The sequence below is a fragment of the Mucilaginibacter sp. KACC 22773 genome, assembly GCF_028736215.1.
GTDB lineage: Bacteria > Bacteroidota > Bacteroidia > Sphingobacteriales > Sphingobacteriaceae > Mucilaginibacter.
In genome coordinates this window covers 5,840,972-5,857,146 of record NZ_CP117883.1, presented here as the reverse complement: position 1 = coordinate 5,857,146, position 16,175 = coordinate 5,840,972, and the positions used below count along the sequence as shown (strand labels likewise).

Below are 16,175 nucleotides of genomic sequence, written 5' to 3'. Positions count from 1 at the left end.
TGGCAGGCTAAACCGCATAGGCAATTGTAGCAATACTCAGCTTCAGGCCAGGTACCTTCAATAATTCTATCCCGCAAGCTTCCAGGGTTGAGCCGGTAGTTACAATATCATCTACCAGTAAAACGTGCTTACCTTCCAGTCTGTCTGGTTTATCCACTGCAAATACTTCCTGCATGTTTTCAAACCGGGCAAAGCGCGATTTATGGGTCTGGGTAACTGTGGCGACTTTCCGTATCAAATTATCCAATTCAACGGTAGCTGTCAGCTTATCGGCCAATCCATCGGCAAAACAGGCACTTTGATTGTAGCCGCGCTCTTTTAAACGCTTTTTATGAAGTGGAACTGGGATAATGTAATCTATGGTATTAAAAATCGGGTTCTCTTTTAATTGGTTGCCGGCAATATTTCCTGCCAGGTTACCAATTTGTTTCATGCCGCTATATTTAAAATGGTGCATCAGGTTTTGCACCCGGCCGCCTTTATTAAAAAAGTAAAGGGCATAGGCTGCTTCAATCTTTATTTTTCCATAAAACTGTTGCGCAACAATGTTATCGGCCTGGGTATGAAAGTTGGTAAATGGCAAATTATACCGGCAGTCCGAGCAAATGATACGCTCATTAGTTACCAGGCTGGCATTGCATGCGGGGCAAAGCTGAGGGAAAAGTAACGAAACAAAATCGGCAAGGTAGCCGCCTGGTAATTTCATGCCCTTAAGGTAAGGCTGATTTTTTTAAACTTCTACAGTTTTTGCTTTTTCTTTAATAGCAAGCTGGCCGCATGCCGCGTCAATATCTTTACCCCGGCTGCGGCGAAGGTGCGTATTAATACCTTGTTTAGTTAAATAGTTGGCAAAAGCCTCTACCTTATCCTCATCGGCATTAATATAACTGGCGAAAGAAATGGGGTTATACTCAATGATGTTCACTTTGCAGGGCAGGTGCTTGCAGAATTTGGCAAGCTCCATTGCATCCTGGATGCCGTCATTTACACCATCAAAAATAATATACTCGTAGGTTACCGGGTTTTTGGTTTTGGCGTAATAATATTTAAGGGCTTCGGCAAGCGCTTTTAACGAGTTTTGCTCGTTAATGGGCATAATCGTGTTACGCTTCTCGTCGTTAGCGGCATGTAATGAAAGTGCCAGGTTAAATTTTACTTCGTCGTCGCCCAGTTTTTTTATCATTTTAGCTATCCCTGCAGTTGATACGGTGATGCGCTTTGGCGACATGTTCAAGCCATCTTCGGCGGTTATGCGTTCTATTGAGTCCATTACATTTTTGTAATTCAGCAATGGCTCGCCCATTCCCATGTACACAATGTTTGATAGCGGGATGCCATAATTTTCTCGTGCCTGCTGGTCAATCAGCACCACCTGGTCGTAAATTTCGTCGGGATTAAGATTTCTTTTACGCTCCATGTAGCCCGTAGCACAAAATTTACAGGTAAGGCTGCAGCCAACCTGCGATGATACACAAGCCGTCATGCGGCCGGGGGTTGGAATTAAAACACCCTCAATTAGGTGAGTATCGTGTAAAATAAAAGAATTTTTTATAGTTTTATCAGCACTAACCTGTGACGTGTTTATTTTAACGTTGTTAATGACAAAGTTTTCATTCAGTTTAGTGCGCAGTTCTTTTGAAATATTGCTCATTTCATTAAATGAGAAACATGATTTTTTCCAAAGCCATTCATAAACTTGTTTAGCCCTGAAACCTTTTTCGTCCATGCGGATAAAATGTTCCTGTAAAGCACTCAAACTCAGGCTGCGGATGTCTATTTTGTTTTTTGCAATATTCACGTTGCAAAGGTACTTAATTTAAAAAAATGTTTTTCTTTTTTAAAGTCATTCTTTTTGATGATAAAAAACAATAACTAAAAGTTAATTGTATTAATTGAAATTGGGCATATTTTGGAAAAACTTTTTTAGACAGATACCAAGTTTTACAGATGAATGAAAAGTTTTAGAGCCGATTACATTTTCCCAGTTTATGCCGATCCTATTAAGAATGGAATTGTTACCGTTGATGATTTTGGTAAAATAATTTCGGTTACCGATTCAAACAACCCGCCAGGCGGCCCGATAGAAAATGTTAGCGGTATTATTTGCCCCGGATTTGTAAACACCCATTGCCACCTTGAACTTTCACATCTAAAAGCCAAAATTAAAACCGGCGGTGGGCTGGTTTCTTTTATAAAAGATGTTCAGGCTTTCAGGAATTCCGACGGGCAGTTGGTGACAGAAGCCATTGAAAAGGCCGATCAGGAAATGTATAACAATGGCATTGTTGCTGTTGGCGATATTTCAAATACCAATTTAAGCTTAGCCACAAAAGCTAAAAGCAAACTTTATTACCACACTTTTGTAGAAACCTTTGGCTTTTTACCGCAAAATGCCGCAGATGTTTTTGATAAAGCTATGGCCTTGCTTAATGAGTTTAAGCCACTATCAGCTTCCATAACGCCACATGCGCCATACTCTGTATCCAAAGAGCTGTTTAAGCTGGTAAGGAAACACAGCGAAGAAGGGCACAATCTTATCAGTATCCATAACCAGGAGTGCGAAGACGAAAATAAGTTTTATCGTTATAAGCTCGGCGGCTTTTTGGACCTGTACCAGCATTTTGGCCTCGATATCAGTTTTTTTAAGCCGCAGGCCCGCAACTCTGTGCAATCAATTATTCCGCTGCTTAGCAATAAGCAAAAGGTGCTGTTGGTGCATAATACCTGTACCAATTTAAAGGATATCTATTTTATTAAACGTTTTGACCGAAAAGTTAATTTTTGCTTTTGCCCGAATGCCAATGTATATATTGAAGGCAAACTGCCTAAAATTGAACTTTTTGTTGACCAGGGTTTTAATATTACCCTGGGCACCGATAGCCTGGCATCCAATGATAGCTTATGTATATTAAGCGAAATGCGCGCTATTCAAAAAAAATTCCCGGCTTTAAGTACCGAAAGGTTAATAAAATGGGGCACACTTAACGGGGCTGAGTTTTTAGGAATCGACGATGAAAAAGGCTCGTTGCAAGTTGGCAAAACACCCGGCCTTAACTTAATAACCGGCCTTGATGGTTTGAAGATAACACCGGAAGCGAAAGTGAAGAAATTAATTTGAGAATTTGAAGATTTGAGAATTTGAAAATAAAGAACTTTGCAAATCATTTTCAAATCTTCAAATTCTCAAATCAAAATGATGAAACATCTCAATATAACAGTTAAAGGTAAAGTGCAGGGCGTTTCCTTTCGTAAATCAACGAAGGCAACGGCCGATCAGTTGGGTGTAAAGGGCTTTATTTTGAACGAACCAAATGGCGACGTATACATTGAAGCCGAGGGCGACGATTTTGCGATGGGCATGTTTATGGATTGGTGCAATGAAGGCCCCGAGTATGGCGAAGTAACTTCTGTTGAAACCCATGAGGGCGAATTAAAAAACTATCGTAATTTTGAGGTTGTAAAAAGGCGCCCGTAATTGTAACGGAAGCAGATTAATTACACTGAACATCAACATTGTCAACCGCTAAAAAATTTGCAGGGCAAACCGCCGTTTATGGCTTAAGCACCATTGCCGGGCGAGTGCTTAGTTTTTTCCTCACCCCGATTTATACTCACGCCTATGCCGCCGGTGTTTACGGCATATTAACAACTATGTTTGGCTGGGTTTCTATCTTAAACGCGGTATTGTCTTTCGGGATGGAGACAACTTTTTTCAGGTATCTGAATAAGTATCCCGAAAATAAAAAACGGGTTTACAATAATTCCTTTATAGCCATTTTTGCAGTTACACTGCTCTTTTTATTAATTACTCTTCCTTTTTTAAATTTTATAACTGGCTTTATTAAAGTTGGTGAGCTTACCAGTCACGATGATTTTTTAATTTTTATAAAAATCTTCATAGCCATATTGGTATTAGATGCCTGGGGCACGGTACCGTTTACCAAATTACGAGCTGATGGCCGTCCTGGCCGGTACGGAGCTATTAAGTTTTTGAACATTATCATTTTTATCGGTTTTAATCTTCTTTTTATTTATGTGCTGCCGTTTTGGCTTAGTCATAATCTTGTTGGTGCGGCTTGGATACATACGTGGTATGTGCCGGGTTGGGTAGGGTATGTTTTCGTGTCTAACCTTATAGCCAGTATTTTTTCATTACTGATGCTGTTGCCCGAGTTTTTAAGGCTTAGTCTCGATTTTGACAGGAAGATGTTTGCCGAAATGTTTAAATATAGCTGGCCTGTGCTTATAGCCAATTTATCTTTCCTGATTAATGAAAATTTAGATAAAATACTTTTGGGCAAGTTGCTGCCCCAGCACATCAGCGTACGCGAGGTTGGCATTTACGCTGCTTGCGCCAAGATATCCTTATTCCTGAGCATTTTTGTACAGGCGTTCCGATTGGGGGCCGAGCCATTCTTTTTTAGTCATGCTAAGAATAAAAATGCGGGGCAAACCTACGCCCGCATTATGGATTACTTTGTAATTACTGTGTGTATAATATTTGTAGCCCTGGTGGCCAATATCGAAATCCTTAAGTACTTTGTTAAGGGGCACGATAAAACGCAAACTGATTTATATTGGACTGGTTTAAAGGTGGTCCCACCATTGGTGTTCGGGTATGTCAGTCTGGGTATTTATATGAATCTTTCGGTATGGTATAAGCTATCCGATCAAACTAAGTATGGTCTATACATTTCTGGTATAGGAGCAATTTTAACCATTGTTTTAAATGTATTGCTTATACCTAAATACAGTTATATAGCCTCTGCCTGGATTTCGTTTGCTGCATATACTACCATGATGATATTATCATACATCTGGGGACAAAAAAATTACCCAATCCCGTATAATATCAAAAAAAATCTGGCTTACATTGTAGCGTCAATAATACTGGTGTACATATCGTTCACTATATTTAAACGAAATATATTTGTAGGCAACGCTTTAGTCCTTTTGTTTGCGGGCACAGCTTTTTATTTTGAACGTAAACCGCTTTTAGCTATTTTAAAAAGATAATGAACATACGCATAATCAACAAATCAAGCAACAGCTTACCTGCCTACGAAACCGCCCACGCCGCGGGTATGGACTTACGGGCCAACCTGGAACAATCCATCAGGTTGAACCCGATGGAACGCAAACTGGTGCCAACAGGTTTGTATATTGAATTACCGGTAGGGTTTGAAGCGCAGATACGGCCACGTAGTGGTTTGGCGTTTAAGCATGGTATAAGTATTGTTAATTCGCCGGGCACTATTGATGCCGATTACCGGGGCGAAATAAAGGTACTGCTCATTAATTTGGGCGCAGAATCGTTTGAGATTAACCATGGCGACAGGATAGCCCAGATGGTAGTTGCCAAACACGAAACCGTAAGCTGGATCCAGGTTGAGGTATTGAATGATACCACCAGGGGTGAAGGTGGTTTTGGACATACAGCGGTAAAGTGAAATAAAACAAGAGGTTAGAGTCAAAGAATTAAGACTTTTTGAGAATAGGTGAGCAGGCGAAATGAGCAATTTAGTGTAAATTTGAATATGAAGGACAAGGGTTTGGGATATAGGAATACAATAAACAGGACATGGCACTTGCAAATTGCAGCTGTCTTGATTCTTGGTTCTTGCTTCTTGCCTCTTCACCTCATTGCCCAAACCACTGCTGCATCAAAACAAATGGGGGGCCTCGATAGCAGCGAAATCAGGCAGCTGTTTTTCTCGGCTTTGCGAGAGAAAACGGTAGAAAACCTGAAGCATGCATCAGAGTTGTTTGAGCGCGTGATTCAGGCCGATCCGGCGAATGATGCCTCGCTGTATGAACTGGCCAATCTTAAAAAAATACAAAACGATTATACCGGTGCACAACCATTACTTGAACGCGCTGTTGCCGTAAAACCCAATAACGAATGGTACTGGAGCGCCCTTGCCGATAGTTATGAAAAAAGCAACAACATCAATAAATTGGAGAACGTGTTTAACCAGCTTATTCGCCTTAACCCAAACAAGCCTGAGTATTATTTTGATAAAGCCAACGCGTTCGTCATCTTGAAAAAGTATGATGATGCGCTAAAAGTTTATGATCAGTTAGAGCAAATTACCGGGCCCAGCGATGACTTGTTGGGTAGCCGTCAAAAAATTTACCTCAAACAAGGCAAAGTTGACCAGGCCGCGGCCGATGTTGAAAAAGCGATAGCCAATAATCCCGGTCAAATTCGTTATTACCTGTTACTTTCAGAGATATATAACTCAAACGGATTTGGCGATAAGGCATTGAAAGCTTTGTTGCAGGCCGAAAAAATTGATCAGGGTAACGGCATGGTACACCTGGCACTTGCAGATATTTACCGGGAAAAAAAGAATAATGATGCAAGCTATAAAGAACTTACCCAGGCGTTTGCCATACCCGAGGTCAGTATCGATCAAAAAATAAGAATCATAACCGGTTATTACCCCAAATTTCCAGATCCGAATGCCAAAGCCAGCGCACTTGAGTTAAGTCGTATACTCACAATTACGCATGCCAGGGATAGTAAAGCTTTTGCCATGTATGGCGATATGCTGCTACAGAGCGATAAATTGAAGGAAGGAAAAGACGCCTACAGAAAATCGATAGAACTGGATGGGCAGGTATACCAGGTGCATGAACAATTAGTGCGTATTGAGTTAAGTATGAATGATTTGGATGGTGCCGTTAAAGACGGGGAGAACGCTCTTTCGCTGTTCCCGAACCAGGCCTGGATGAATTATCTGGTAGGTGTGGCCTGGGCGCAAAAAAAAGACTTTAATAAAGCGTTGGGTTATGTTAAAAATGCAACTTCATTAGAAATTCAGGATAAGGAACTACTTTCGCTAAGCTTTTCGTTATTAGGAGATTGTTATCACGACCTGAAGAACAACAAAAGTTCGGACGATGCTTATGATAAGGCCCTGGCCATTAATCCCGATAATGCATATACCTTAAACAATTATGCTTATTATTTATCGTTAAGAAATGAACAGCTGGATAAGGCGGCGCAAATGTCGGCAAGGTCAACACAGCTGCAACCAAACACGGCATCATTTGAAGATACTTATGCATGGATACTGTTTATGCAGAAAAAATATCCCGATGCCAAAGTGTGGATGGAGAAAGCGTTAACGCACGATAAAGATAAAAGTGCAGTTAAATATGAACATTACGGCGATATTTTGTTTTACCTTGGTAAGGCAGATGAAGCAGTAGATAACTGGAAAAAGGCCAAAGGCTACGGTGAGCAATCGCCGGTTTTAGATCGAAAGATAAATGAAAAAAAATATTTTGAATAGGTTACTGATAGTTTGCGGTTTGCTTGCCATAGTAAGTTGTAAAGCACGCAAGCAGGTTATGGTAGCCCGCAAAGCCGATGTTGTTGCTACGCCCGATAATAAAATAAACACAAAACTGGCAGCTATAAAAGCGCAGCAGGTAAACTTTAATACATTTTCGGGCAAGGCCAAAACTAACCTGGATATTAACGGCAACAGTAATGATGTTACACTCAATATCCGCATCAATAAAGGAAAAAAAATCTGGGTATCTATTACGGCGATATTGGGTGTAGAGGTTGCACGAGCGGTGATTACGCCCGATAGTATATTGCTGATAAACAGGCTGGAAGGTGTTTATCTCAAAAAGCCATTTAGCTATGTTTACGCATATGCCAGCAAGCAGGTGAATTATAAAACACTTGAATCATTACTGATAGGTAATGCTATTCCTGAACTGCTTACCGAAAATGCCGATTTTACAACCGTGAACGGCAATACTACATTAAGCGGCACCCTTGATGATTTACTTTACAAATTGATAGTTGGGGCCGATAATAAGGTAACGCAAACCAACTTGAACAGCCAAAGCGAAGGGCAATCATTACAGGTAGCCAATAATACTTTTATACAGGCCAATAACCGTATCCTGCCATCGCAGATAGATATAGCATCAACAGTAAAAGATAAAAACATCCATGTAAACCTGCATTATACCAGGGTCGATTTTGACCAGCAACAGGAGTATCCATTTAGTATTCCGGATAGATATGAGCCGGCCAAATAATTCCTATTTTTGTTTGATGAAATTTTTAAAAGCAATTCTCTTTTTTATAGCAGTACTAATCGCTGTTGATGCACATGCACAAAGCAGTGCCGAACTAAAGCGCAGGCGCGATAAATTATCAGAAGAACTTGACCAATTGAATAAGGATTACCAGGAAACGTCAAATAACAAAAGGGCGACATTAAAGCAATTAAGCTTGCTAAAGGCGCAGATAAGCCTGAGAGAGGAAAAAATAAGCAACATTAACTCCGAAGTAAGAAATTTGGATAGCCAAATATCCGAAAGCAATAATACTGTACATAGCTTACAAAGCCAGCTGGATCAGTTAAAAAAGGAATACGCGGGAATGATACTTTTTGCCTACCGTAACCAAAGTGCTTACAATAAGCTGATGTTTATTTTTGCATCAAAAGATTTTAACCAGGCTTATAAACGGCTAAAATATTTACAGCAGTTTGGCGCCTACCGTGAGCGCCAGGCCGGTTACATACAGGGAACGCAAAAAGAACTGCATGTAAAAATAAATGAGCTTGATAAAACCAAGCAGGAAAAAAGCAATTTGCTTCAAGACCAGGAGAAAGAAAAGAAAACCCTGGGTGCGCAGAAAAACGATCAGGTTAAAGTAGTTAAAGACCTATCTCAGCACGAGGGGCTGTTAAAGCAACAACAAAAGGAGGTTCAAAACAAACTTGCTAAAACAAACCGGGAGATTGCCAATGCTATCCGCCGGGAGATAGAAGAAGCACAGCGCAAGGCAGAAGCCGAAGCGCGGGAAGCAGCAAGGTTAGCCGCCGCGAAAGCCAAGGCCGAAAATAAACCGGCCCCGGTAGCTCCAAAGGCGGTTGCCAAAACAAGTTCCGGGTATTTGAACGCTACCCCCGAAGCGGCAAGGCTATCTAACGACTTTTTGGGCAACAAAGGCCGTTTGCCATGGCCGGTAGCCAACGGTATAATAACCCAGGGATTTGGAACTTATACTTCTGAAGGTATCAGGAGCGAAAATACAGGGGTAGACATCCGCACGAATGCCGGCAGTGCTGTAAGAGCAGTATTTGAGGGGGAAGTGATTAGGGTAGTTGATGTGAGCGGTACCTACCTGGTAATGATAAAGCACGGAGAGTACTTTACAGTGTATGGAAACCTACGCTCGGTTACGGTGGCGCGCGGGCAAAAAGTAACCACCAAACAAAATTTAGGTGTTGTTGCCACCGATCCGTCAACGGGCGAAACTGAAGTTAACTTTGATATATATAAGGCTAAAGATGCGCAGAATCCTAAGTTTTGGCTGGCGCCTAATTAGTTGTGAATCAAAAAGAAGAATCAAGAATTAAGAGTCAAGACAGGAAACAATAATAGGCTAAATTATGCTCAGCTTAGCTGAAGAAACAGCTTACAAGGCAGTAATTTAATATAAAACTTTTTTGCAGTTATCTTGATTCCTGACTCTTAACTCTTGATTCTTAATTATAAAGATATTAATTGTTTATATTTGTAACCTTAAAAAAAATGCAATGCTAAGTACAGTTTTTTTATTTTTAAATATTGGTACGGGCGAGATGGTACTGATACTTTTTGCAGCATTAATGCTATTTGGTGGCGAAAAGCTTCCGGGTATGGCGCGTACGCTGGGCAAAGGCCTGCGCGATTTTAAAGATGCATCCGAGGATGTTAAACGCGAAATCAATAACCAGATCAATAATTTTCAGGAAAAACCGGAGGCTACTAAAACTGTTGAGCCGGTAATTGAAGAGCATGTTACGCCACTTATTGAAGAACACTCTGTTGACGAAACGCCGGTTGCCGAAAGCGTAGAGCATCACCCTAACCCGGTGATTGCCGAAAATAAAGTTCCAAATACAATCCCTGCAGCCGAGTTTCACGTAGGTACCGATCAGGAACCGGTTACTGAATCAAAAATCGACCTTAACAAACACTAAAAAAGCTGCTTCGGCAGTTTAATAAAAAGGACATTCTATCATTAATAATAATATTAACTTATATAAAACTTAAAATCATGGGTTTAGGGGCACCAGAAATTATTCTTATCATCTTGGCAATTCTTTTATTATTTGGCGGTAAAAAAATACCCGAACTAATGAGAGGTTTAGGAAAAGGCGTTAAAGAATTTAAAGACGCGCAGAACAACGAAGGCAGCACATCTTCTACAGAAGAGAAACCTAAAGTTTAATACTTTAGACCGCTGTTTTTTAATACCTTATTTACGATATAAACTTATCTGTTGAATTAATTTGTTATTTCAACGGATAAGTTTTTTATTTTAGCCCCATGGCTAAATTTTATTCCTCTTTAACCGAGATAAAGAGCGGGTTGCTGCGTGCGGAAATTACTGTTCAGGGCTTGGTAAAAAACTATTTGGGCGAAATTAAAAAGAACGCCCATTTAAACGCTTTTAATGAAGTGTTTGAAAAAGAAGCGCTTATCAATGCAAAAAACGTTGATGAACGGTTAAAAAACGGAACAGCCGGTAAACTGGCCGGTATGGTGATAGCCATAAAAGACAATATTTGCTACAAAGGACATCAGGTAACCGCCTCGTCAAAAATCCTTAAAGGTTTTACGTCCATATATTCATCAACTATAGTTGAACGCCTACTTGCCGAAGATGCCGTAATTATAGGCCGTTGTAATTGCGACGAGTTTGCTATGGGAGGCTCCAATGAAAATTCATTTTACGGACCGGTAAAAAACTACGCCGATCAAAAAAGGGTATCGGGTGGTTCATCAGGTGGTTCGGCGGTTGCTGTACAGGCCAATATGTGCCATGCGGCCATTGGTACTGATACCGGAGGCTCTGTTAGGCAGCCGGCTGCGTTTTGTGGGGTGATAGGCTTTAAACCTACTTACGGTCGCATCTCCAGGCACGGCATTATTGCCTATGCCTCGTCCTTTGACCAGGTTGGCCCAATTACCCGCTCGGTTGAAGACACCGCCCTGTTGTACGAAGTAATGGCCGGTCCGGATGATTACGATAATACGCTGATCCAGCAAAAGGTATCGCCAATAACCGTTGATACTGAAAAACCGGCAAAGAAAAAGATAGCTTATTTACAGGAAGCCTTGTCAAGCCCAGGCGTTGATGCCGAGGTTAAGGATGTCCTGGTACAATACATTGAAAAATTACGTGCAGAAGGCCATACGGTAAAACCCATCGCGTTTGAACAATTGGATTACTTGGTACCTACTTACTATATATTGGCAACGGCCGAAGCTTCGTCAAACCTGGCGCGTTTTGATGGCGTGCATTACGGATACCGAAGTCCGGCGGCCGATGATTTGCAGTCAACCTATAAACGTTCGCGTTCCGAAGGTTTTGGCAAGGAGGTAAAGCGCCGCATTATGCTGGGTACCTTTGTACTTAGTGCAGGGTACTATGACGCGTACTACGCCAAAGCTCAAAAAGTACGCAGGTTAATAAGAGAAAAAACCAACGAGATACTGAACGAATACGACTTTATACTTATTCCAACCGCGCCCGAACCCGCCTTCGCTATAGGTGCCGAAGAAAAAGATCCGGTGGTAACGTATCTTTATGACATTTTTACCGTACAAGCATCTTTAACCGGGGTACCCGCCATATCGTTGCCAACCGGCAATAATAGCCAGGGTTTGCCGTTAGGATTACAATTATTAACAAAACATTTTAACGAACAACAACTGTTAGATTTTGCTGAATATTTCTTAAAGCTATAAAAAAGCCATATTTTAGTAAAATTAACCGATGCAGGAAGCATCATTACTTAATCAAATCCCACTAATGAAGAGATTATTTACGCTTACCATCTGCCTGTCGCTGTTACAAATCATTCAAGCCATTGCCCTCCCGTCTGTAAAGCAAAGCAACCATTTTGCTGCTTTTCATGGCGAAATTAATGCCGATACCACCATTTTGCCGATTATAAACCACCCGCTGCCTATAAGCGCGCAAGGTAACGTTTATAAGCGCCGGCTTGATTCGGTCAAAAAAGATATCCAGCTTGATTATAATGAATATGTACAAAGCTACATCGACCTTTACATGCACAACCGCGATGAAATGGGCCAGGTTGCCGGTTTGGCCAGGTACTATTTCCCAATTTATGAGAAAGCTTTTCATGATGCCGGCATCCCCGATGAAATAAAATTTTTATCGATTGTTGAATCTAAACTTGATCCTAATGCGGTATCAAGGGTAGGTGCAACGGGTTTGTGGCAGTTTATGGGCACCACCGCGAAAATTTATGGCCTTAACATGAACGAGTATGTTGACGAACGCCGCGATCCGATACAAGCAAGCTATGCTGCAGCAGCCTATTTAAAAGATGCCTACCAGGAGTTTGGAGACTGGCTTTTGGCTATAGCATCATATAATTGCGGCAAAAGCAATGTGGAGCATGCTATGGAAAAGGCCGGTGGCGGCAGCGATTTTTGGGCTATACGCCAATACTTACCCGCCGAAACCCGTGGTTATGTACCTGCTTTTATAGCCATGAATTATGTGATGAATTATTTTGGCAAGCACAACATTGTAGCTCAGGCATGCAACTTTTCGTTAAAGACGGATACCGTTATGGTTAAAAAGTTTGTGTCGTTGGGTAATGTTGCCCGGGCTTTAAATGTGGGCATCGGCGAAATAACCATTCTTAACCCGGCCTATCGCAGGTTAATTGTAAATGGTACGCCAAAAACTCCACGCAGGCTTATCCTGCCGCAAACCTCAAAAGAAAACTTTGCTGCTTTATATAATGTGCTGAACAGTGCCGGCGATGCGGTGGCCCCTATGGAGTTTGCCAAACCTACCCCGGTTTATGCAGTAGCGGCTCCTGCGGCCCATCCTGCTTATGTGGACCTGCCTAAGTCTGATCGTAAGATAACTACCTATCATAAAGTAAAAAAAGGGGAGACTTTGGCTGGTATAGCCGACTTGTTTGGTTGCGAGGTACGTGACCTTAAATTATGGAACAACCTGGAAGGTAACCGCGCTCCAGTTGGCAGAACAATAAGAGTAGCTGCCGGCGGCGATATTTCGGCAAGTGTATCTGCTGATACAAAACCTACGTTGTAACCGCAGGATAATATCTGCTTAAAGACTAGCCCGATTTTGACATGTTTCAAAACCGGGCTATTTTATTTCAGGTTACCATAAAAAGAATTGTAATTTTGAGCGCTTGAATTTTGAGAAGATGAACAAGAACAACCGGAAACAGGACGCGCTGAATTACCACTCCATGGGCCGCCCTGGTAAGATACAGGTAGTGCCAACCAAGCCTACTAATTCGCAACGAGATTTAACCATGGCCTACTCGCCTGGTGTTGCCGAACCCTGCCTGCGCATAGCCGAGAATGTTGACGATGTTTATAAATACACTGCTAAAGGAAACTTGGTAGCTGTTATAAGCAACGGTACTGCCGTGTTAGGCTTAGGTAATATTGGCCCCGAAGCCAGTAAACCGGTAATGGAAGGCAAGGGCCTGCTGTTTAAAATTTATGCAGATATTGACGTGTTTGACCTGGAGGTGAATGCCAAAAGCGTAGATGAGTTTGTGGCGATAGTAAAAGCGCTTGAGCCTACATTTGGCGGTGTAAACCTGGAAGATATTTCGGCTCCAACATGTTTTGAGATAGAGCGCAGGCTTAAAGCCGAGATGAACATCCCTGTAATGCATGATGACCAGCACGGTACGGCTATTATATCGGCCGCTGCTTTGATGAACGCGTGCGAAATTCAGGGTAAAAAACTGGATAAAATAAAACTGGTAGTTAATGGTGCAGGTGCCGCCGCGGTGTCCTGTTCAAAAATGTACCTTTCCATAGGGGTTAAAAAAGAAAACCTGGTAATGTTTGATATCAACGGCGTGCTCGACCAGCACCGTACCGATCTGGATGATATCAGGATGGAATTTGCCACCACCCGTACCGATGTGAAAACATTATCGGATGCCATGAAAGATGCCGACGTATTTGTTGGCCTGTCTGCCGGTAATGTGGTTACCCCGGCAATGCTCAAATCGATGGCTAAAAAGCCGGTGGTTTTTGCAATGGCTAACCCCGTTCCCGAGATTGATTATGATTTGGCAACTGCCGCCCGCGAAGATATTATTATGGCAACCGGCCGATCCGATTATCCTAACCAGGTAAATAACGTGTTGGGATTCCCGTACATTTTCCGTGGCGCACTTGACGTAAGGGCTACCGCTATTAACGAGGAGATGAAGATAGCCGCTACCCACGCTATTGCCGAAATGGCTAAAAAGCCGGTTCCCGAAGCCGTAAACCTGGCTTACAATATCACCAACCTTAAATTTGGAAGGGATTACATCATCCCAAAACCGATGGATCAGAGGTTGATAACTGAAGTCTCTATGGCGGTTGCCAAAGCAGCTATTGATTCAGGTGTGGCCCGCAAGGTTATTACCGATTGGGATGCCTACGCAGAGGAGCTTAGGTCGCGTTTGGGTAACAACGACAAACTACTGCGCAACCTTACCAATAAGGCCAAGCAGAGCCCTAAAAGAGTAGTATTTGCCGAGGCAGATAATTATAAGATCCTAAGATCGGCCCAGATAGTAAAGGATGAAGGTATTGCTACCCCGATACTGTTGGGTAACATAGAAAAGATAAAACGGATCATGCGCGAAAACGAGCTTGATCTGGGTGATGTACAGATCATCGACCCGCGCGAGGGCTGCGAAAACATGGATGAATACGTTAATTATTTATACAATAAACGCCAGCGCCGCGGCATCACTATGTACGAGGCCAAAAAACTTATGGTCGACCGTAATTATTATGGTGCCAGCATGGTACAGTTTGGCCGGGCCGATGCGCTGATTTCGGGTTTGACAAAAGATTACGTAAGCACCGTAAAACCGGCTTTACAAATCATAGGTACCGAAGAAGGTGTAAACCGCGTGGCGGGTATGTACATGATGATAACACCCAAAGGCCCTGTGTTTTTTGGTGATACTACAGTAAACGTGAACCCAACAGTGCAGGAACTGGTAGATATTACCGTATTGATAGAACGGTCGGTAAAACGCTTTAACATTACCCCCAGGGTTGCTTTATTATCTTATTCCAACTTCGGATCGAACGAGGGCGTAATCCCCGAAAAAACAAGGGAGACGGTAAGGATACTGCACGAAAAATATCCTGATATGGTTGTTGATGGCGATATGCAGGCAAACTTTGCCCTAAACTCCGATTTGCTGGCCGATAATTTTCCTTTCTCGACATTAAACGGAAAGCCGGCCAATACGTTGATATTTCCTAACCTTGAATCGGGCAACATCGCTTACAAACTACTGCAGGAAATAGGCGGCGCCGAGGCGGTTGGGCCTATATTGTTAGGCTTAAAAAAGCCGGTTCACGTATTGCAGTTAGGTAGTTCAGTCCGCGAAATTGTGAACATGGTTACTATTGCCGTAATTACCGCGCAGGTTAAGGCAGCCAACCAATAGCTTTTTTGATAAACTAAAGAATAAAATAATATTTATGTACGATTATATTAGTGGTAAACTGGTTTCTAAAAACCCATCGCATGTTGTTATTGATGCCGGCGGTGTAGGTTATCACATTAATATATCGGTAAATACATATTCAAGGCTTGGTGCCGATGAAAGCTGTAAGCTATACATATGGCAACATGTAAAAGAAGATGCGCTCACCCTGTACGGCTTTGCCGATGATGGTGAGCGCCGCTTGTTTATGCACCTGATTTCGATATCTGGCATCGGGCCAAATACAGGCCGTATGATGTTGTCGTCTATAACACCTGCCGAGATCCAGGCAGCCATAGTGAGCGGTAATGTTTCGCTTATCCAACGGATAAAAGGGATCGGACCTAAATCAGCACAAAGAATCATTTTAGAACTCCAGGATAAGCTACGTAAAGAAGGGCCTGACACCTTAACTGTAGTGCCGGTAAATAAAACCGCTAAAGATGAAGCACTTACTGCATTGGTAATGCTTGGCTTTGCACGCAATACTGCCGAAAAGGTTTTGGAACAGGAAATGAATAAAAATAGCGGCGATTTAACTGTTGAACAACTTATTAAATTCGCTTTAAAAACCTTATAATTACGTATAAATTTCGACTTGACTTTTGATTA

The 16,175-nt window shown here is 42.0% G+C and carries 15 protein-coding genes; 13 read left to right on the top strand and 2 right to left on the bottom strand.

The window, feature by feature from the left end; translation table 11 throughout:
- Positions 1 to 7: 7 nt before the first annotated feature.
- Together PQ469_RS24220 and rlmN are read right to left on the bottom strand one after the other, a co-directional pair.
- On the bottom strand, positions 8 to 706 hold the full coding sequence (locus PQ469_RS24220) for a ComF family protein (protein WP_090641377.1): 699 nt from the start codon (positions 704 to 706) through the stop codon (positions 8 to 10).
- A gap of 24 nt (positions 707 to 730) precedes the next feature.
- On the bottom strand, positions 731 to 1,792 hold the full coding sequence (rlmN, locus tag PQ469_RS24215) for a dual-specificity RNA methyltransferase RlmN (RefSeq protein WP_369829628.1): 1,062 nt from the start codon (positions 1,790 to 1,792) through the stop codon (positions 731 to 733).
- 159 nt (positions 1,793 to 1,951) lie between these two features.
- On the opposite strand from rlmN, the gene PQ469_RS24210 reads away from it, so the two are divergent.
- The 13 genes from PQ469_RS24210 to ruvA all read left to right on the top strand — a co-directional run bounded on the left by PQ469_RS24210 (position 1,952) and on the right by ruvA (position 16,143).
- Complete coding sequence (locus PQ469_RS24210; protein WP_274209951.1) at positions 1,952 to 3,118, top strand: amidohydrolase family protein; 1,167 nt, start codon at positions 1,952 to 1,954, stop codon at positions 3,116 to 3,118.
- A gap of 78 nt (positions 3,119 to 3,196) precedes the next feature.
- Complete coding sequence (locus PQ469_RS24205) at positions 3,197 to 3,475, top strand: acylphosphatase (RefSeq protein WP_090641718.1); 279 nt, start codon at positions 3,197 to 3,199, stop codon at positions 3,473 to 3,475.
- Between the two features lie 38 nt (positions 3,476 to 3,513).
- Complete coding sequence (locus tag PQ469_RS24200) at positions 3,514 to 5,016, top strand: oligosaccharide flippase family protein (protein ID WP_274209950.1); 1,503 nt, start codon at positions 3,514 to 3,516, stop codon at positions 5,014 to 5,016.
- Positions 5,016 to 5,450: a dUTP diphosphatase gene (gene dut, locus PQ469_RS24195; RefSeq protein WP_274209949.1), complete on the top strand. Its 435-nt coding sequence runs from the start codon at positions 5,016 to 5,018 to the stop codon at positions 5,448 to 5,450. Before PQ469_RS24200 ends, dut begins: the two co-directional genes overlap by 1 nt.
- Before the next feature lie 177 nt (positions 5,451 to 5,627).
- On the top strand, positions 5,628 to 7,301 hold the full coding sequence (locus PQ469_RS24190) for a tetratricopeptide repeat protein (RefSeq protein ID WP_274209948.1): 1,674 nt from the start codon (positions 5,628 to 5,630) through the stop codon (positions 7,299 to 7,301).
- Positions 7,279 to 8,067 (top strand): lipoprotein insertase outer membrane protein LolB1, encoded by a 789-nt coding sequence (gene lolB1 / locus PQ469_RS24185; protein ID WP_090641395.1) that lies wholly within the window; start codon positions 7,279 to 7,281, stop codon positions 8,065 to 8,067. Before PQ469_RS24190 ends, lolB1 begins: the two co-directional genes overlap by 23 nt.
- Before the next feature lie 16 nt (positions 8,068 to 8,083).
- On the top strand, positions 8,084 to 9,367 hold the full coding sequence (locus tag PQ469_RS24180) for a murein hydrolase activator EnvC family protein (protein WP_090641398.1): 1,284 nt from the start codon (positions 8,084 to 8,086) through the stop codon (positions 9,365 to 9,367).
- A 211-nt stretch (positions 9,368 to 9,578) separates the two neighbouring features.
- Complete coding sequence (locus PQ469_RS24175; protein ID WP_090641402.1) at positions 9,579 to 10,004, top strand: Sec-independent protein translocase subunit TatA/TatB; 426 nt, start codon at positions 9,579 to 9,581, stop codon at positions 10,002 to 10,004.
- Positions 10,005 to 10,081: 77 nt separating this feature from the next.
- Complete coding sequence (locus tag PQ469_RS24170) at positions 10,082 to 10,255, top strand: Sec-independent protein translocase subunit TatA/TatB (protein WP_090641406.1); 174 nt, start codon at positions 10,082 to 10,084, stop codon at positions 10,253 to 10,255.
- A 98-nt stretch (positions 10,256 to 10,353) separates the two neighbouring features.
- Complete coding sequence (gene gatA / locus PQ469_RS24165; RefSeq protein ID WP_274209946.1) at positions 10,354 to 11,778, top strand: Asp-tRNA(Asn)/Glu-tRNA(Gln) amidotransferase subunit GatA; 1,425 nt, start codon at positions 10,354 to 10,356, stop codon at positions 11,776 to 11,778.
- A 64-nt stretch (positions 11,779 to 11,842) separates the two neighbouring features.
- On the top strand, positions 11,843 to 13,129 hold the full coding sequence (locus tag PQ469_RS24160; protein ID WP_274209945.1) for a lytic transglycosylase domain-containing protein: 1,287 nt from the start codon (positions 11,843 to 11,845) through the stop codon (positions 13,127 to 13,129).
- 118 nt (positions 13,130 to 13,247) lie between these two features.
- On the top strand, positions 13,248 to 15,524 hold the full coding sequence (locus tag PQ469_RS24155; protein ID WP_274209944.1) for an NADP-dependent malic enzyme: 2,277 nt from the start codon (positions 13,248 to 13,250) through the stop codon (positions 15,522 to 15,524).
- A 34-nt stretch (positions 15,525 to 15,558) separates the two neighbouring features.
- Positions 15,559 to 16,143: a Holliday junction branch migration protein RuvA gene (ruvA, locus tag PQ469_RS24150; RefSeq protein WP_090641422.1), complete on the top strand. Its 585-nt coding sequence runs from the start codon at positions 15,559 to 15,561 to the stop codon at positions 16,141 to 16,143.
- The last annotated feature ends 32 nt before the right edge of the window (positions 16,144 to 16,175 follow it).